Below are 18646 nucleotides of genomic sequence, written 5' to 3' on the forward strand. Positions count from 1 at the left end.
GTCTCAGCCTGCCGGCGTCTCGGTCGCCGAGCCTTCACGCATCTCACGCTCGGCCTTCTGCGCGGCGCGCAGCTCGGCGGTCGCGAGCGTGACCTCGGCTTCGGCGCGCTGCACCCGTCGCTGCGGGAACGTCGACGCGCCGAAGCGGGCGTGCACGCGGTCGTGGCGCTCCTCCTCGGAGGTGACGATGAAGGCGGAGGAGATCAGGATCACCTGGGTCGACAGGTTGAGCCAGATCAGCAGCGCGAGCAGCGAGGCGAACGAGGCGAGCAGCGGGTTGCTCGTCGCCCCGCCGATGAACAGCCCTGACAGCTCCTGCAGCACCAGGAGCCCGACGCCGCCGAGCAGCGCACCGCTCCACAGGGAGCGCGCCGAGGGAGTGGTGCCCGAGAGCACGCGGAACACGCCCGCGATCAGTGCGGTGTCCAGGGCGAGAACGACGAGCAGCGATGCGATCCGGATGCTCCAGATCGCGACCGCAGAGTCGTCGGCGAGGCCCAGCAGCCCCGTGATCCAGGTGATGCCGATCCGGCCGATGAAGGTGATCGCCGCGGCTGCGACGAACGAGAGTCCGATGCCGATGGCCAGGAGCAGGTTGCGCAGCATCACCCAGATGAAGAGGACGTCGCCCTGCGCGGTGCCCGCGAGGATCCGCACGGCCGAGCGCAACGATCCGACGGCGGCGAGCGCGGAACCGGTGAGAGTGATCACCGAGACGGCGCCGGCGACGGACAGGGAGATCGGCGCCTGCAGGTCGGACGGGTCGATGATCGCGCCCTCGCCGATGAGCCCTGGCACCACGGACTGCACCGCGTCGATGATCGCGTCCCACGCAGCCGGGTTGCCGGCCAGCCAGAGCGCCGCGACCGAGAAGCCGAGGAGCACGGCGGAGAACACGCTGAAGAGAGCGCGATAGGTCACGCTGTCGGCCAGCATCGGTCCGCGTCGCTCCGAGTAGAGCAGGAACGCCCTGACCACGCGCTGTCGGAGTGCCCATCGGATCGCCGCGGCGCTGACACGCGGGATCAGGCCGGGACGATCGGCTTCTGGGGCTGCGGATTCGGTGCTCATCGCGAACAGTCTAGAAGCCGCTGCGGACCGCGCTCAGGGGGTTGACGCGGAGGGTCACCATGGCGGATGCGGCATGACGGGTGCCCTAGAATCGGGGGCGACCTCGCAGTGCGCGTGTTCGCCCGAGACCCGTCCCACGATTGGTGTTCCTTGCTTTCCCCTGCCGACTCGCTCGCCCCGGAATGGCTCGTCGTCCCCGACGACGTGAACGATCTCGCCGCCGCCGTCTGGCCCGCATCTGCGCATCGCGACGCTGACGGGGTCGTGCAGCTGGCCGGTGTCTCCGCCACCGTGCTCGCCCAGACCCATGGGACGCCGCTGCTGGTGATCGACGAGGACGAAGTGCGTGCCCGTGCCCGCAGCTTCCGCGTCGCGTTCGACCGCGCGGCCGCCGACCACGGCACCACCGCGCAGGTGTACTACGCGGGCAAGGCGCTGCTGACCACCGTGATCGCCCGCTGGGTGGTCGACGAGGGGCTCAGGGTCGATGTCTGCACCGGGGGAGAGCTCGCGGTCGCGCTCGCGGCGGGGGTCGCCCCGGCATCCCTCGGCTTCCACGGCAACAACAAGTCCGTCGCCGAGCTCGAGCGCGCCGTCGAGGTGGGCGTCGGCACGATCATCGTCGACAGCGCGATCGAGGTGGAGCGGCTCGCGGCCATCACCGCGCGGACCGGCGCCACGCAGCGGGTGCTGGTGCGGGTCATCAGCGGTGTGCACGCCGAGACCCACGACTTCCTCGCCACGGCGCATGAGGACCAGAAGTTCGGATTCCCGCTGCCCGAGGCTGAGCACGCGGTGGCCCGCATCCGCGAGATCCCCGGTCTCGAGTTCGCCGGGCTGCACTGCCACATCGGATCGCAGATCTTCGGGGTCGCCGGCTTCCGCGAGTCGGCGTCGCGGGTGCTCGAGCTGCATGCCGCGCTGCTCGAGGGGGGCCCGGTGCCGCAGCTCAACCTCGGCGGCGGCTTCGGCATCGCGTACACACGCCTCGACGACCCCACTCCGATCGAGACGCTTGCGGGCGAGATCGTCGCCGCCGTGGCCGAGGGCTGCGCAGCGCGCGGGATCGCGGTTCCTGCCCTGTCGTTCGAACCGGGACGCGCGATCGTCGGCACCGCGGGGGTGACCCTGTACGAGGTGGGCACGACGAAGGATGTCGCCCTCGACTCCGGTGCGACCCGTCGCTACGTCAGTGTCGACGGGGGCATGAGCGACAACGCCCGCCCCGCCCTCTACGGCGCGCAGTTCTCGGCTCGCCTGGCGTCGCGCGCGGGCACCGGCGAAGCGCAGCTCAGCCGCGTGGTCGGCAAGCACTGCGAATCCGGCGACATCGTCGTCGACCACGAGTTCCTGCCGGCCGATGTCGCGCCGGGCGACCTGCTCGCGGTGCCGGCGACCGGCGCGTACTGCGCCCCGCTCGCGAGCAACTACAACCACGTGCCCCGTCCGCCGATCGTCGCGGTGCGCGACGGGCGGTCGACCGTCATCGTCCGCGGCGAGACCATCGACGACGTCCTGTCACGGGACGCCGGTATCGAGGCATCCGAGAATCCTCGGTGACCCGCGCTCCCCGTGACGCGGCATCCGACGACGTACGACAGATCCACCCTCCGAAGGAGAAGCAATGACGACTGAGTACCGACGACTTCGGGTGGCGCTGCTGGGCGCCGGCGCGGTCGGCTCCCAGGTGGCCGACCTGCTGCTGCGCCACGGTGACGAGCTCGCCGATCGTGCGGGCGCCGCTCTCGAGCTGTCCGGCATCGCCGTGCGCAACCTCGACGCCCCGCGCGACGCCGACCTGCCTGCGGAGCTGTTCACGACCGACGCGGAGTCCCTGATCCTCGGGGCCGACATCGTCATCGAGCTGATCGGCGGGATCGAGCCGGCTCGCACGAACATCCTCCAGGCCATCGGCTCCGGAGCCGATGTCGTGACCGCGAACAAGGCGCTGCTCGCCACCCACGGTCCCGAGCTCTTCGAAGCCGCCGATCGCGTGGGCGCCTCGGTGTACTACGAGGCCGCCGCGGCAGGGGCTATCCCCATCATCCGCCCGCTGCGCGACTCGCTCGCGGGCGACCGGGTCGTGCGCATCATGGGCATCGTGAACGGCACGACCAACTACATCCTCGACCGGATGGAGACGGAGGGCGCCGACTTCGCCGATGTGCTCGCCGACGCCCAGCGCCTCGGATACGCCGAGGCCGATCCGACGGCCGACGTCGAGGGCTACGACGCCGCGCAGAAGGCCGCGATCCTCGCGAGCCTCGCCTTCCACACCGCGGTCCCGCTGGATGCGGTGCATCGCGAGGGGATCTCCTCGATCACCGCCTCGATGATCGACGAGGCCCGCGCCGCCGGATTCGTCATCAAGCTGCTCGCGGTCTGCGAGCGCCTCGAGGCGAACGGCGCCGAGTCGATCTCGGTCCGCGTGTACCCCGCACTGGTGCCCCAGTCGCACCCGCTCGCCTCGGTGCACGGCGCGAACAACGCCGTCTTCGTCGAGGCCGAGGCCGCCGGCTCGCTGATGTTCTACGGGGCGGGAGCGGGCGGTGTGCAGACAGCATCCGCCGTTCTCGGCGACGTCGTCTCGGCGGCACGGCGGCACATCGCGGGCGGAGTCGGTGTCGGCGAATCGACCAGGGCGAACCTGCCCGTCGTCGCGATCGGCCACGTCACCACGCGATACCAGATCACGCTCGAGGTCTCGGATGCTCCGGGCGTGCTCGCCACGGTCGCCGGGATCCTCAGCGACGGCGACGTCTCGGTCGCCACCGTGGTCCAGACCGTCGAGGGGGAGGCGGAACCCACCGCTCGCCTCGTGATCGGCACCCATCGTGCGACGGACTCGGCGCTCAGCGCCACCGTGACCGCGCTGTCGGAGAGCTCCGTCGTCGAGCGCGTGGTCTCGGTGCTGCGCGTGGAAGGCGAGTGACCGTGGCGGCAGGACGCACGGTCGAGGTCACGGTTCCGGCGACCAGCGCCAACCTCGGCCCCGGCTTCGACACGCTCGGGCTCGCGCTCAGCGTCTACGACACGCTCCTCGTCACCGAGCTCGCGGCCGGGGAGCTGGAGATCGAGGTCACAGGATCCGGCGCCCAGGAGATCCCGCGCGACGCGTCGAACCTGATCGTCCGCACCGTCGCGCACGTGTACGCCGATGTGGATCGTCCCTTTCCGGGTCTGCGCATCCAGGCCGAGAACGGCGTGCCGCACGGACGCGGCCTCGGCTCGTCGGGAGCCGCGGTCGCCGCGGGCATCCTCGCGGCCAAGGGGCTGCTCGAGGGCGACGTCGACATCGACGACGCCGACATGCTCCGCCTCGCCACGGAGATCGAGGGGCATCCCGACAACGTCGCTCCGGCGCTCTTCGGCGGACTCACGATCGCCTGGATGGGGGAGCACGGCGCCCGGCACAAGAAGCTGCTCGTGCATCGCGGAGTCTCTCCTCTCGTGCTGGTGCCCTCGTACACGATGTCCACGTCGGCCGCGCGCTCGCTGCAGCCGCCCCACGTCTCGACCGCGGATGCGGTGTTCAACCTGTCGCGCTCGGCCCTGCTGATCGCGGCACTCACCCAGAGCCCCGAACTGCTGCTCGATGCCACGGCCGACCGTCTGCACCAGGACTACCGTGCCGAGGCGATGCCCGAGACGCAGCGACTCGTGCAGGCGCTGCGCAGTGCCGGCTTCGCGGCCGTCGTCTCGGGCGCCGGACCCAGCGTGCTGGTGCTCGCCGACGGCCCCGGGCGCCGCCAGGATGCCGTGGAACTCGCCGAATCCACCACCGACACCCCGTGGGATGCGCTGCTGCTCGCCGTCGACGTGCGTGGTGGTACAGTGGGGGAATCGAGCGGAGGGCTCCACGCAACTGCGTGAATCTGGCCCCATTGCAACTCTGCAAGTCCCGCACGCAAATCCCTGTATCACTGCTCTCAGCGAGAACCCGGTTCTCTTCGAGAACCAAGTGACGAGGCGGCTGACGCCGAGCGTCAGCCCGTGCGACCGCGCTCAGCACCCGTTGTGCGCGTACCGCTCGTGTTCCCCAGACTGAAGAGGGAGTACTCGTGGAGAATTTCTCCGAGACCCAGAACGACAAGGCGGCACCTGCCGCCGAGGCTCCGGCGAGGGCGTCCGACGCCGCGACCGCATCCGCGACCGAAGTGGCCCCTGCACGCAAGCGCGCACCGCGACGTGCGAGCACCGCGACCGCTGCAGCGAAGGCCGAGAAGGCCGCGGCGGCCGCCGCTGAGGCGCCCGCCGCCGATGCCGCACCCGCCGCTGCATCCGCTGCCGCACCCGCCGCCGAGGCTCCGGCCGAGGCTGCACCGAAGGCGAAGGCCCCGCGCCGCAGCCGGGCGAAGAAGGCCGATGCCGAGACCGAGGCGTCCGCGGCGTCCGCGCAGGCTCCCGCCGCCGAGGCCCCCACCGCGGACGCGGCACCGGCCGAGTCCGCACCGTCCGCCGACGCCGGATCCTCCGACGCGACCGACGAGCCGAAGAAGACCACCGGTCGCGGTCGCCGCACCACCAAGAAGCCGGCGGCCGATGCCGAGGCTCCCGCCGCCGAGAAGCCCGCCGAGGCTCCTGCGACGGAGACCCCCTCCTCGAACGATTCCGGCTCCGACTCCGCCGACGGCGGCGACGAGCAGGGCGGTCGTGGACGCAACCGCAACCGCAGCCGCAACCGCGGTCGCGGCCAGAACGGCAACGGCCAGGGCGACTCGCAGCAGTCGCAGCAGACGCAGCAGCAGAGCGCGCCGACCGATGACGACGGCGGAAACGCCCGCAACCGTCAGCGCAACAAGCGTCGTGGCGGCGCCCCGACCGACGAGTTCGACACGGAGATCGGCGAGGACGACGTCCTGATCCCGATCGCCGGCATCCTCGACGTGCTCGACAACTACGCGTTCGTCCGCACCACCGGCTACCTCGCCGGCCCCAGCGACGTCTACGTCTCGCTTGGCCAGGTCAAGAAGTACAACCTGCGCAAGGGCGACGCGATCGTCGGATCGATCAAGCAGCCCCGTGAGGGCGAGCAGCAGGGACGTCAGAAGTACAACGCCCTGGTCAAGGTCGACTCGATCAACGGCCTGTCCGTCGATGACGCGGCGACGCGCGTCGAGTTCGGCAAGCTCACCCCGCTGTACCCGCAGGAGCGTCTCCGTCTCGAGACCGCTCCCGAGAAGCTGACCCAGCGGATCATCGACCTCGTCGCCCCGATCGGAAAGGGACAGCGCGGGCTCATCGTCGCGCCGCCCAAGGCGGGCAAGACGATCGTGCTGCAGCAGATCGCCAACGCGATCGCGCAGAACAACCCCGAGGTCCACCTCATGGTCGTGCTCGTCGACGAGCGCCCCGAAGAGGTCACCGACATGCAGCGCACGGTGAAGGGCGAGGTCATCGCCTCCACCTTCGACCGCCCCGCCGAGGATCACACCACGGTCGCCGAGCTCGCCATCGAGCGCGCCAAGCGCCTCGTCGAGCTGGGCCGCGACGTCGTCGTGCTGCTCGACTCGATCACGCGTCTCGGTCGTGCTTACAACCTCGCGGCCCCGGCCTCGGGACGCGTGCTCTCGGGTGGTGTCGACGCCTCGGCGCTGTACCCGCCCAAGCGCTTCTTCGGCGCCGCGCGCAACATCGAGAACGGCGGATCCCTGACGATCCTCGCCACGGCTCTCGTCGAGACCGGCTCCAAGATGGACGAGGTCATCTTCGAGGAGTTCAAGGGCACCGGCAACAGTGAGCTGCGCCTCTCGCGTCAGCTCGCCGACAAGCGGATCTTCCCCGCCGTCGACGTCAACGCGTCGAGCACCCGTCGCGAGGAGATGCTGCTCTCGGCAGACGAGGTCAAGATCACCTGGAAGCTGCGCCGTGCCCTCGCGGGCCTCGACCAGCAGCAGGCGCTCGAGGTCGTCCTCGGCAAGCTCAAGGAGACCCACTCGAACGTCGAGTTCCTCGTGCAGATGCAGAAGTCGATCCCGACGCTGCCTTCGGGCGCACACGGGCACGACAACAACATCCGCTGAGCGGAGCCGGAGTGTTCGAGTCCGTCCAGACTCTGATCGACGAGCATCGCCGGGTGCAGGAGGAGCTCTCCGACCCGGCGGTGCACGCCGACGCCGCGCGGGCGAAGCGGGTCAATCGCCGCTACGCCGAGCTGTCGCGGATCGTCACCGCCCATGAGGCATGGGTGGCGGCATCCGACGATCTCGACGCCGCCCGCGAGCTGGCACGCGAAGACGACGCGTTCGCCGCCGAGATCCCGGCTCTCGAAGAGGGACTGCAGGCGGCGCAGGAGAGGCTCCGCCGGCTGCTGATCCCTCGCGATCCCGACGATGCGCGTGACGTGATCATGGAGATCAAGGCGGGGGAGGGCGGCGCCGAGTCGGCGCTGTTCGCCGCGGACCTGCTGCGGATGTACATCCAGTACGCGGCCTCCAAGGGCTGGAAGACCGAGCTTCTGGAGCGCAACGAGTCCGATCTCGGGGGCTACAAGGACGTCCAGGTCGCCATCAAGGGATCCTCCACCGACCCCGCGCAGGGCGTCTGGGCGCACCTCAAATACGAGGGCGGGGTGCACCGGGTGCAGCGCGTGCCCGCGACCGAGTCGCAGGGTCGTATCCACACCTCGACCACCGGTGTGCTGGTGTTCCCCGAGGTCGACGAACCCGACGAGATCGCGATCAACCAGAACGACCTCAAGATCGATGTCTTCCGCTCGTCCGGGCCCGGCGGTCAGTCCGTCAACACGACCGACTCCGCGGTGCGCATCACGCACCTGCCCAGCGGGATCGTCGTCTCGATGCAGAACGAGAAGTCCCAGCTGCAGAACCGCGAGGCCGCCATGCGCGTGCTCCGTGCCCGACTGCTCGCGAAGCAGCAGGAGGAGCTGGACGCCGCGGCCTCCGATGCACGCAAGTCGCAGATCCGCGGCATGGACCGCTCGGAGCGCATCAGGACGTACAACTTCCCGGAGAACCGCATCGCGGACCATCGCACGGGCTTCAAGGCGTACAACCTGGACCAGGTGATGGACGGGGCTCTCGAGCCCATCATCGAGAGTGCGATCCAGGCCGACGAAGAGGCGCGGCTCGCGGCTGTCGGCTCCGACTCCTGAGCCGCGCCTCTCGCTGAGTCGCACCTCTCGCTGATCCCGCGCTTCTCACTGATCCCGGGCCTCTCACGCGTGCCCGAGGCGCGCGACCGCGCGGACCCGGGTCTCAGGTGCGCGACTGCGCCGACTCGGGTCTCAGGTACGCGCCGCGTAGCGGTGCTCCGGTCGCCCCGTTGCTCCGTAGCGCAGGCGCACCTCCACGACGGTGCGTGCCGCGAGCGCCGCCAGATGGCGTTGTGCGGTGGCGCGCGAGATGCCGACCCGCTCGCCCACCTCGGCGGCCGATGCCTCGCCGTCGCCGAGCGCCGCGAGCACCAGCTGTTCGGTCGCGGAGCGCGAGACGGTCACGGGTTCGCCGGAGCCGTGCAGGATCGCCAGCGCCCGGTCCACGTCCTCCTGCGGCAGGGGACGGTCGCCGGCGAGGAGGTTCCGATAGCGTGCGTACCGGTCGAGCAGTCCCGTGAGGGCTCGTCGCTCGAAGGGCTTGCGCAGGTAGCCGACGGCGCCCGAGCGCAGCGCCCTGCGCACCGTGGGGCCATCGTCTGCGGCAGAGATCAGGATGGCGTCGACCCCCGTCTCCCGCACCAGGGCGATGCCGTCGCCGTCGGGAAGATAGACGTCGGCGAGGAGCAGATCGGGACGTGACGCGCGGAGGCCGTCCTGTGCTTCGGCGATCGAGCGCACCGGATCGAGGGCCGTGTAGCCGGGCTGCTCGTCGACGATGCCCCGATGCAGCTCGCCGACGCGGAAGTCGTCGTCGAGGATCAGGACGCGGAGGGGATCGGTCATGGGGTCTCCCTGTGAACTGTCGGAGCGGCGGACACGGCACCGCCGAGGCGTGCGGCGAACACGGCGCCGTGCGCAGGGCCGCCCGGATCGATGATCCAGAGGTCCCCACCGCTGCGGCGGGCGATCTCCCGGGCGAGCGGGAGGCCGAGTCCGTGACCGTGCACGCGGTCGGCGCCGTCGTCGCCGGGGGAGCGGGGTGACATCGGTTCGGTGCTGCCCAGCCCCGGTCCGGAGTCGGCGACCGTGAGCACGAGTGCGTCGCCGTCACCGAGCACCGCGACCTCGACCCACCGGGGTTCGCGGTCGCCGGCCACCGCCGCTGTCACGGCGTTGTCGACCAGGTTGCCCAGGACGGCGGCGACGTCTTCGGGCTCGACGATGTCGCCGATCAGCTGCGTGTCGTCCGCGATGCGCAGCGCCACACCGCGTTCACCCGCCTCGAGGCCCTTGGCGCCGAGGAAGGAGTGCAGGAAGGCGTCGCCGAGCAGATCGAGTCCGACGACGGGGAACGCCACGGAGCCGCGCTCCACGAGCTCGCCGAGGAAGGCCCGCGCGTCGGGGATGCGGTCGGCGTCGAGGAGGCCGGCCGCCACGTGCATGCGATTGGCGAACTCGTGTCGCTGCACTCGCAGGGCCGCGGTCACCGCGCGCACGCTCTCCAGCCGCTCCGTCAGCGCGATCAGGTCGGTGCGATCACGGATGATCAGCACGTCGCCGAGTAGGCGGCCGGCGCGCTCGACAGGCCGTGAATCCAGATAGAGCACGCGCTCGTCGATCACGGCGCTGGAGCGCGCCACGGTTCCCGACGCCGTCTCGAGGAGAACGGGCGGCAGCCCCAGCTCGACGAGCGGGCGACCCACCGGGGCGTGGATGCCCAGCATCCGGTCGGCGGCGGCGTTGCTCACTCGCACGATGCCCTCGGTGTCGACCGCGAGCACGCCGTCGTCCACGCCGTCCAGCACCGCGGTCTGGTTCTGCACGAGCGCGACGAGCTCTTCCGGCTGCACGCCGAACGTCAACCGCTCCCAACGTCGGCGCAGGAGCAGGAACGCGAGCACGGACAGGGTCAGGGCGCCCACCGCGGTGAGTCCGATGACGCCGAGCAGCGGGGGCAGGTCGTCGAACACGCCGGTGCGCTCGAAGCCGACGCTGATCTCTCCGACGGGGGTGCCGTGGGCATCCCGCACGGGCACCTTGGCGCGCGCCGATTCGCCGAGCGTGCCGGTCTGCCATTCGACGACCTCGTTGCCGGCGAGCACATCGGCGAACGGTGTGCTCACCACCTCGCCGATGCGCGCGCTGGTGGGATGCGCGAGACGGATGCCGTCTTCGTCCGTGATCACGACGAAGAGCGCTCCGGTGCGGGCCGCGACATCGAGAGCAGTGCGCTGCAGGTCGCCGTTCCTCAGGCTCTCGGCATCCGGTGGCTCGCTCGACGCGGAGACGCGAGCGACTTCGGTGCGCACCTGCGGGTCCTCGGCGAGGGTCCTGGCGATGCCGAGGGCGGTGGACTGCGCCTCGGCACGCAGCTGCTGCACGGCGAGGGCGAGGTACACACCCGTGCACAGGGCGACGACGAGCGCGACGGCCGCGAGTTGCAGCAGCAGCGCGCGGGTCGCGAACCGCCATCTGGTCGGCGTCTTCGACACGGGGGCTCCCTTCGCGCAATATGCGCAGAAGTCACGCTACGCGCATAACGCCCGGGAATGCGGGATACCGCACTCGGACGCGCCGGATTGCCTACTCTCGTCAGGATCCGTCGAAGTGGACGGACCCGACGAAGGAGTCACCGTATGCCCGATGCACTCACCGGCCTGTTCGCGGCCGCCGACGAGGCACCCACGTATGACGTGGCGTTCGTGCCGCCGGAGTGGGTCCTGGTCCTGCTCGGATTCACCATGGTGCTGGCGTTCATGACGCTCATCATGACCAAGAGGCTGACCCCGATGGTCGCCCTGATCCTCGTGCCCACCGTGTTCGGTCTGTTCGCGGGCGCCGGGCTCGGGCTCGGCGACATGATCCTCGACTCGATCTCCACGATGGCGCCGACCGCGGCGCTGCTCATGTTCGCCATCATGTTCTTCGGGATCATGATCGACGTCGGACTGTTCGACCCGCTGATCCGCCTGATCACGCGGCTGCTCGGCGACGATCCGGCGAAGGTCGTGCTGGGCACGGCGATCCTGGCGGGTGCGGTGTCGCTGGACGGCGACGGGTCGACGACCTTCATCATCACCACCTCGGCCATGCTGCCCATCTACCTGCGACTCGGCATGAGCCCCGTGGTCCTCACCTGCGTCGCGGGCCTGATGAACGGCACGCTGAACATCGTGCCCTGGGGCGGCCCCACCGTGCGGGCGGCGACAGCGCTCGGTCTGCAGCCGACCGACATCTTCGTCCCGATGCTTCCGGCCCTGGGCGTCGGCATCCTGGTGACGTTGAGTTTCGCCTGGCTGCTCGGGCTGGGGGAGCGCCGCCGCCTCGGCCGTCTCGACTCCGCCGGGCTGCTCACGGGAGGCGAGGGCGGTGCGCTGTCGACCGTCCCGAAGATCTTCCGCGGATCCGACGCGAAGCCCGGCGCCCGTGCGGCGCTGCGCACCGGCAACATCGTCGTGGTCGCCGGCGGTCGTGCCCCCGTGCCCGCCGCGAGCGTCGACCCTGCGGACACCGCGATGGCGGACACCATGCTCGACCCCGCGCGGCCGACCCTGCGTCCGAAGCTGATCTGGTTCAACCTGGTGCTGACGCTCGCGGTGATGGTGCTGCTGATCCTCGACATCATGCCCCTTCCGTACGTGTTCATGGTCGGTGCGGGAATCGCTCTGCTGGTGAACTTCCGCGGCATCAAGGACCAGGCGTCCGAGATCGTCGCCCATGCTCCGAGCATCGTCGGCGTCGTGTCGATGGTCATCGCGGCCGGCGTGCTGGTCGGAGTGCTGTCGGGCACGGGCATGGTCGATGCGATGGCGACGTGGATCACCGACGTCCTGCCTCCCTCGCTCGGACCGTTCCTCGCGCCGATCACAGGGGTGCTGTCGATCCCGTTCACGTTCTTCATGTCGAACGACGCGTTCTACTACGGCATCCTGCCCGTGCTCTCGCAGAGTGCGGCCGCATACGGGATCGACCCGGTGGAGATGGCCCGCGCATCGATCATCGGGCAGCCGGTGCACCTGCAGAGCCCGCTCGTCCCGGCCATCCTGCTGCTCGTCTCGCTGGCCGGGGTGAACCTCGGCGACCACCACCGCAAGGTGCTCTGGCGCGCGACGATCGTGTCTCTGGTGATGCTGGCGATCGGCATCGTCTCGGGAGCGATCCCGTTCTTCGTGGCTCAGTGACGCCGGGCCTGCGGAAGCACTGACCGGCGCACCCGAGGAGTCTGCGACGCCGCGCGGCGACCGTGATCCACGGTCGCCGCGTGGCGTCGATCGGCGCTGCCGGGATGCGATCCCGGGCGCCGACTCAGATCGAGTACTCCGGAGCGGTGAGCATGGCGCGGGTGTCTTCGCCGCGCAGTCGAGCGCGCGGTTTGGCCGGCACTCCGACCAGGATGCTGTCGGCCGGTGCATCGCGGGTGACGACGGCGTTGGCCCCCACCACCGATCCCTCGCCGATCGTGACGGGTCCGAGGATCTTCGCGCCGGCGCCGACCGCGACCCCGTCGCCGAGAGTGGGATGCCGTTTGCCCGCGTCGCGGGTGCGACCGCCCAGCGTCACCCCGTGATAGAGCATGACGTCGTCACCCACCTCGGCGGTCTCGCCGATGACGACGCCCATGCCGTGGTCGATGAAGAACCGTCGGCCGATGCGCGCGCCCGGGTGGATCTCGATGCCGGTGAGCCACCGCGAGACCTGCGAGATCGCCCGGGCGGGCAGACGCAGGCCGCGTCGCCACAGGCGGTGCGAGACCCGGTGCGCCCAGATCGCGTGCAGACCCGGATACAGCAGCGCCACCTCGGCGGCGCTGCGTGCCGCGGGGTCGCGGAGACGTGCCGCCGCGACGTCCTCGCGCATTCGACCGATCATGCTCATCGAGCGGGTCAGGACTCGAGAAGGTTCTCGTACAGGGCGGTCGAGAGGTACCGCTCGCCGAACGAGGGGATGATGACGACGATCGTCTTGCCCGCGGCCTCGGGGCGCTGCGCGACCTGCAGAGCGGCCCAGATCGCGGCACCGCTCGACATGCCGACCAGGATGCCCTCTCTGCTCGCGGTCTCGCGTGCGACGCGGATGGCGTCGTCGAAGGTGACGTCGATGACCTCGTCGAGGATGTCGCGGTCGAGGATGGGCGGCACGAAGTTCGGTCCGATCCCCTGAATCTTGTGCGGTCCGGGGTGTCCCTCGGTGAGGATGGGGGAGTCCTTGGGCTCGACGGCGACGATCTGCACGCCCGGGACGCGCTCCTTGAGCACCTGGCCGACGCCGGTGATCGTTCCGCCGGTGCCGATGCCGGCGACGAGGTAGTCGACGGAGCCGTCCGTGTCGCGCAGGATCTCCTCGGCCGTGGTGCGACGGTGGATCGCCGGGTTCGCCTCGTTGGCGAACTGCTTCGCCAGCACGGCACCCGGTGTGCGGGCGGCGATGGCCTCCGCCTCGGCGATCGCATGCGTCATCCCCTTGGTGGGGTCGGTGAGGACGAGCTCGGCGCCGAAGGCCTTCAGCAGCATGCGCCGCTCCTTCGACATCGACGCGGGCATCGTGAGGATCACCGAGTAGCCGCGGGCGGCGCCGACCATCGCGAGCGCGATGCCGGTGTTGCCGCTGGTCGCCTCCACGATCGTGCCCCCGGGCTTCAGCTCGCCCGAGGCCTCCGCGGCATCGACGATCGCGATGCCGAGGCGGTCCTTGACGCTGGAGGCCGGGTTGTAGAACTCGAGCTTCGCGAGCACGGTCGCACCGAGGCCCTCGGTGACGCGGTTCAGGCGTACCAGGGGGGTGTTGCCGAACGCGGACGTGATGTCGGAGTGGATACCGGGCATGGAGGAGCCTTCCTGTGCGGGGTGACTGCGCCTCCAGCCTAGGCGAGCGGCCCCGGGGGTCGGGCAGTATGACGCCTTTCCGCGCTCTACGCTTGATCCATGCCTGACATCTCCCTCGCCTCGGCGGTGCGCACGGCCACTGCCCGCCTCGCGGAGGCCGGCGTGCCCGATCCCCTCGTCGACGCCGAGCTCCTGGCCGGACATCTCCTGGGGCTGCGGCGCGGAGAGGTGCAGGCCGCCCTCATCCGCGGCGACGCCCTGAGCGCTGAGATCGAGGGTGCGCTGGATGCCCTGGTCGCCCGGAGGGCGGCACGGGAACCGCTGCAGCACATCACCGGGGTCGCTCCGTTCCGACACCTCGAACTCGCCGTCGGCCCCGGGGTCTTCGTGCCTCGCCCCGAGACCGAGACGGTCGTGCAGTACGCGATCGACGCGCTGCTCGGCTCCGCGCTCCCCGCCCCCATCGCCGTCGATCTCGGCACCGGCAGCGGTGCGATCGCGCTCGCGATGGCCACCGAGGTCCCGCATGCGCGTGTGTTCGCCGCGGAGCTCTCTCCGGACGCGTACCCGTGGGCCGTGCGCAACACGGCAGGCGTCGAGAACCTCACGCTCGTCAACGATGATCTCGCTCATGCGTTCCGCGAGCTCGACGGCACCGCATCCGTGGTCATCTCCAACCCGCCGTACGTGCCGGATGCGGCGATCCCGCGTGATCCCGAGGTGCGCCTGTTCGACCCGTCGATGGCACTGTACGGGGGCGCGGACGGCCTCGACCTGGTGCGGGTACTGAGCGTTCGGGCGGCCGAGCTGCTGCACCCCGGCGGGCTCCTCGTGATCGAGCACGGCGAGCTGCAGGGCGAGGAGATCCGCGGCATCCTGACCCGAGACGGATGGCGCGCTGCCGCGACGCATCGCGACCTCACCCTCCGCGACAGGGCGACGACCGCTCTGCGCCCCTGATCGCGGACACGAATCCCCCAGGCACCCCGGCTAGAATCGGAACGTCATGTCCTCCATCTTCGATTGCGGCGACGAGGCCCAGCTTCTCGCCGGGATGCGCCACGCCCGTCAGGCGATCAGCCGCGGCGAGCTCATCGTGATGCCCACCGACACCGTCTACGGGGTCGCGGCCGACGCCTTCTCGCCGGCGGCGGTGCAGCGGCTGCTCGATGCCAAGGGCCGCGGCCGCAACCAGCCCCCGCCCGTGCTCGTCGGCTCGAAGGAGGTCGTGCACGCGCTCGCGGAGTCCGTGCCCGAGCCCGTGCAGCGCCTCATCGACGCCTTCTGGCCCGGTGGGCTGACCATCGTCCTGCCCGCCCAGCCCTCCCTCGTGTGGGATCTCGGCGACACCGAGGGGACGGTCGCGATCCGGATGCCGGAGGGTCGGGTCGCCCTCGAACTGCTCGCCGAGACCGGGCCGCTCGCGGTCTCCAGCGCCAACCTCACCGGCCGCGACGCGGCGATCTCGGCGCTCGACGCCGAGCGGATGCTGGGCGACAGCGTGTCGGTCTACCTCGCCGACGGACTCAGCCGTGACGGGATCGCGTCGACGATCGTCGATGCCACCTCGCTCGTGCCGCGCGGGGCCGAGCCGACGACGGGCGGAGTGCGCATCCTCCGCGACGGCGCGGTCAGCCGCGAACGGCTCGAAGAGGTCCTCGGAGACCTGCTCGAACCCGCGGAATCGGCAGCGGACGCGGAGTCGGCAGCGGACGCGGAGTCGTGAGCCAGTACCTCCTCACGATCCTCGTGACCGCCGCGATCACCTTCGGGCTCACCTGGGCGGTCTGGAAGCTGAGTCTGCGCTACAAGCTGTACCCCGGCATCCGTGAGCGCGACGTGCACACCACGCCCACACCGCGCCTCGGTGGGGTGGCGATCTTCCTCGGCATCGCCGCGGCGATCGGCTTCTCGGCGCTGAACCCGTTCTTCGCGAACATGTGGATGCCGCCGCAGACGATGTGGTCGATCCTCGCCGCCGCGTTGCTCATCGCCATCATCGGCGTCGTCGACGACCTCTGGGACCTCGACTGGATGATCAAGCTCGGCGCGCAGTTCCTCGCCGCAGGGATCATCACGGTCGGCGGGGGACTGCAGATCCTGTCGCTGCCTTTCGGCGACCTGATCGTGTTCTCCAGCTGGCTGAGCATCACGATCACGATGTTCGCGATCGTGATCGTGATGAACGCGGTCAACTTCATCGACGGGCTCGACGGTCTCGTCGCCGGGGTCTGCCTGATCGCGAACGGCGTCTTCTTCGCGTACTCCTACATCCTCACCCGCGACACCGGCGCCTCCAGCTACTTCAACCTCGCCTCCTTCCTCGCCGCCGTCCTCATCGGCGCCTGCATCGGCTTCCTGCCGTTCAACTGGAGTCCGGCGAAGCTCTTCATGGGCGACTCCGGTGCTCTCGTGCTCGGGCTGCTGATGGCGACGTCCGCCATCGCCGTGACCGGCCAGCTCGAGCCCTCCGCTCTCGATCCCGAGCGGCTCGGGCGCTCCCAGCTGCTGGGTGCGTTCATCCCGATCCTGCTGCCCCTGCTGGTCGTGCTGCTCCCGCTCCTCGACTTCGGCCTCGCGGTGCTTCGCCGCGTGCACGCCGGCAAGTCGCCGTTCTCGCCTGACCGCAAGCATCTGCACCACCGCATGCTCGACCTCGGGCACCGTGATCGCGATGCCGTGCTGATCTTCTACGCCTGGACGGCCGTGATCTCGCTCGCGGTGCTGCTGATGTACGTCGGCGCGCGCGAGGACTGGCCCGGCCAGTATCTCCCCGGTGTGCTGTTCGGCGTGGTCGGCATCGCCGCCTGCCTCGTCATCACCCTTCTTCCCACTCGCCGGCGCACGACCGCGGCGACCGCCGACACCGACCCGACACCCGTGGAGTCCCCGTGAGCCCGAACCCCGTATCCAGCAACCCGATCCTGCGCAGGACCCTGCTGTGGTCCGCCGTGTCGATGATCGTCCTCGCGATCGTCGCCGGCGGCATCGGCCTGCTCGTCGACGGGGGAGAGGGGCTGGTCAGCGGTCTCCTCGGTGTCGTCCTGGCGATGCTGTTCCTCGGCATCACCGCCCTGAGCATCCTGATCGCCAACCGCTGGTTCGGGGATCCGCTCTACGTCCAGCTCTTCTTCGCGATCGTGCTGGGCGGCTGGCTGCTCAAGCTCGGCCTGTTCGTCGTCATCATGATCGTGCTGAGCGGGCAGCCGTGGGTGAGCCCCATGGTGTTCTTCCTGTCGATCGTCACCGGCGTCGTCGCGACGCTCGTGATCGACGTGATCGTGATCACGCGCATGCGCCTTCCGCACGTGTCCGACGCGTCGCTGCCCTCGGAGGCCCCGACCGACCAGGCCCCGGGCGTGCAGCTGCCGACCGTCGCACCGGAGGATCGCGCTCCCGGGCGGCACAATCTCATCCAGGACTCCCCGGTCACGGATGCCCCGGCCGAGGACGGCCCGCGGTCTTAGGGAACCCTCATACTCTGATAGAGTTGACGAGTGCCCGCCGCTCGCCCGCGAGCGCTTGCGCTTGAAGCACACCGACCATCGTCGCCCCGGTTTTTTCCGGTGCCCCGAAGCTGGAGCACGCGCTGTTCAATCTTGCTGCGAACCTGACGCCCCGACTCGCCACTGACGGCGAGTTCCACGGACCTTCGATCGACGAGTTCTTCCCGGAGATCCTCTTCAACGTGGCGGGCATCCCCGTCCACCGGATCCACCTGGTCCAGTTCATCGCCGTCGTGGCGGTGGTCCTCATCCTGGTGCTCGGCACCCGTCGGATGAAGGTCGTCCCCGGACGCTTCCAGAGCGTCGTCGAGATGGGGCTGGACTTCGTCCGCGGCAACATCGCGCACGACCTGCTCGGTCGCAAGGACGGCAACCGATTCCTGCCGATCCTCACCACGATCTTCTTCATGGTGCTGTTCATGAACATCACGGGAATCATCCCGTTCCTGAACATCGCGGGAACGAGCATCGCGGCCGTGCCGCTGACGCTCGCCCTCGTGAGCTACATCACCTTCATCTACGCCGGCATCAAGAAGAGCCCGCTCGGCTTCTTCAAGAACGCGCTGTTCCCGTCGGGAGTGCCGTGGCCGGTCTACATCATCGTGACGCCGATCGAGTTCCTCTCGACCTTCATCATCCGGCCCGTCACCCTGATGCTCCGACTGCTGATGAACATGGTCGTCGGTCACATGCTCCTGGTGCTGTGCTTCGCAGCCACCCAGTTCTTCTTCTTCACCGCAGGTGGCGGCTGGGCCGCTCTCGGTGTCGGAACCCTCGCCTTCGGCGGCGCCTTCACTCTCTTCGAGATCCTGGTCGCCGTCCTCCAGGCATACGTCTTCACCGTCCTCACCGCGGTCTACATCCAGCTCGCGGTCGCAGAAGAGCACTAAGCCCACTAGGCACTGAGCGGGTCGGCACCTGCCGGCCCACCCAACGAAAGGAAAAACCCGTGGACGCTACTACGGTTCTCGCAGACATCAACGGTCACCTCGCTTCGGTCGGCTACGGCCTCGCCGCTATCGGCCCGGCCATCGGTGTGGGCATCGTCGTCGGCAAGACCATCGAGGGTGTCGCTCGTCAGCCCGAGCTGGCCGGCCGCCTCCAGGTCCTCATGTGGATCGGTATCGCCTTCACCGAGGCGCTTGCATTCGTCGGCATCGCCGTCGGATTCATCCCCTTCCCGTAATCTC

The 18646-nt window shown here is 69.8% G+C and carries 17 protein-coding genes; 12 read left to right on the forward strand and 5 right to left on the reverse strand.

Annotation, left to right across the window (positions count from 1 at the left end):
• Positions 1–3: 3 nt before the first annotated feature.
• The gene (locus ASD43_RS09590; RefSeq protein WP_056416630.1) at positions 4–1071 is read right to left on the reverse strand and encodes a YihY/virulence factor BrkB family protein; all 1068 of its coding nucleotides are present in this window, start codon (positions 1069–1071) and stop codon (positions 4–6) included.
• 150 nt (positions 1072–1221) lie between these two features.
• On the opposite strand from ASD43_RS09590, the gene lysA reads away from it, so the two are divergent.
• From lysA to prfA, 5 genes are all read left to right on the forward strand, one after another.
• Positions 1222–2631 (forward strand): diaminopimelate decarboxylase, encoded by a 1410-nt coding sequence (lysA, locus tag ASD43_RS09595; protein WP_056416633.1) that lies wholly within the window; start codon positions 1222–1224, stop codon positions 2629–2631.
• Between the two features lie 64 nt (positions 2632–2695).
• Positions 2696–4003 (forward strand): homoserine dehydrogenase, encoded by a 1308-nt coding sequence (locus tag ASD43_RS09600; protein ID WP_056416636.1) that lies wholly within the window; start codon positions 2696–2698, stop codon positions 4001–4003.
• A complete protein-coding gene (gene thrB, locus ASD43_RS09605; protein WP_056416638.1) occupies positions 4000–4944 on the forward strand; it encodes a homoserine kinase in 945 nt (314 codons plus the stop codon). Before ASD43_RS09600 ends, thrB begins: the two co-directional genes overlap by 4 nt.
• Before the next feature lie 188 nt (positions 4945–5132).
• Positions 5133–7094, forward strand: coding sequence for a transcription termination factor Rho (gene rho / locus ASD43_RS09610; RefSeq protein WP_056416642.1), 1962 nt, complete (start codon positions 5133–5135; stop codon positions 7092–7094).
• Between the two features lie 11 nt (positions 7095–7105).
• Positions 7106–8185 carry a peptide chain release factor 1 gene (gene prfA / locus ASD43_RS09615; RefSeq protein ID WP_056416644.1) on the forward strand — a complete coding sequence of 360 codons (1080 nt, stop codon included), beginning with the start codon at positions 7106–7108 and terminating at the stop codon, positions 8183–8185.
• A gap of 132 nt (positions 8186–8317) precedes the next feature.
• Here the strand turns inward: prfA and ASD43_RS09620 are convergent, their stop codons facing one another.
• Positions 8318–8971 (reverse strand): response regulator, encoded by a 654-nt coding sequence (locus ASD43_RS09620; RefSeq protein WP_056416647.1) that lies wholly within the window; start codon positions 8969–8971, stop codon positions 8318–8320.
• Positions 8968–10620 (reverse strand): sensor histidine kinase, encoded by a 1653-nt coding sequence (locus ASD43_RS09625; protein ID WP_056416648.1) that lies wholly within the window; start codon positions 10618–10620, stop codon positions 8968–8970. Before ASD43_RS09625 ends, ASD43_RS09620 begins: the two co-directional genes overlap by 4 nt.
• Before the next feature lie 144 nt (positions 10621–10764).
• Between ASD43_RS09625 and ASD43_RS09630 the strand changes: the two genes are divergently transcribed.
• Positions 10765–12309, forward strand: a complete 1545-nt coding sequence (locus ASD43_RS09630; RefSeq protein WP_056416651.1) for a CitMHS family transporter — start codon at positions 10765–10767, stop codon at positions 12307–12309.
• Positions 12310–12433: 124 nt separating this feature from the next.
• Here the strand turns inward: ASD43_RS09630 and epsC are convergent, their stop codons facing one another.
• Together epsC and cysK are read right to left on the reverse strand one after the other, a co-directional pair.
• Complete coding sequence (gene epsC / locus ASD43_RS09635) at positions 12434–13003, reverse strand: serine O-acetyltransferase EpsC (protein WP_056416655.1); 570 nt, start codon at positions 13001–13003, stop codon at positions 12434–12436.
• Between the two features lie 8 nt (positions 13004–13011).
• Complete coding sequence (gene cysK / locus ASD43_RS09640) at positions 13012–13950, reverse strand: cysteine synthase A (RefSeq protein ID WP_056416659.1); 939 nt, start codon at positions 13948–13950, stop codon at positions 13012–13014.
• A 99-nt stretch (positions 13951–14049) separates the two neighbouring features.
• Here cysK and prmC point away from each other — a divergent pair, with 99 nt between their 5' ends.
• The 6 genes from prmC to atpE all read left to right on the forward strand — a co-directional run bounded on the left by prmC (position 14050) and on the right by atpE (position 18642).
• On the forward strand, positions 14050–14910 hold the full coding sequence (gene prmC / locus ASD43_RS09645) for a peptide chain release factor N(5)-glutamine methyltransferase (protein WP_056416661.1): 861 nt from the start codon (positions 14050–14052) through the stop codon (positions 14908–14910).
• A gap of 46 nt (positions 14911–14956) precedes the next feature.
• Positions 14957–15676, forward strand: coding sequence for an L-threonylcarbamoyladenylate synthase (locus tag ASD43_RS09650; protein WP_056416665.1), 720 nt, complete (start codon positions 14957–14959; stop codon positions 15674–15676).
• Positions 15673–16845, forward strand: a complete 1173-nt coding sequence (locus ASD43_RS09655; protein WP_056416668.1) for an MraY family glycosyltransferase — start codon at positions 15673–15675, stop codon at positions 16843–16845. The genes ASD43_RS09650 and ASD43_RS09655 overlap by 4 nt, the downstream gene beginning before the upstream one ends.
• Positions 16842–17417: a hypothetical protein gene (locus ASD43_RS09660; protein ID WP_056416671.1), complete on the forward strand. Its 576-nt coding sequence runs from the start codon at positions 16842–16844 to the stop codon at positions 17415–17417. Before ASD43_RS09655 ends, ASD43_RS09660 begins: the two co-directional genes overlap by 4 nt.
• A 221-nt stretch (positions 17418–17638) precedes the next feature.
• Positions 17639–18346 (forward strand): F0F1 ATP synthase subunit A, encoded by a 708-nt coding sequence (atpB, locus tag ASD43_RS09665; protein ID WP_410477435.1) that lies wholly within the window; start codon positions 17639–17641, stop codon positions 18344–18346.
• A 59-nt stretch (positions 18347–18405) separates the two neighbouring features.
• Entirely contained in the window at positions 18406–18642 is a 237-nt protein-coding gene (gene atpE / locus ASD43_RS09670; protein ID WP_042541851.1) for an ATP synthase F0 subunit C, read from the forward strand.
• Positions 18643–18646 lie beyond the last annotated feature (4 nt).

It is taken from the genome of Microbacterium sp. Root553, from assembly GCF_001426995.1.
Lineage (GTDB): Bacteria > Actinomycetota > Actinomycetes > Actinomycetales > Microbacteriaceae > Microbacterium.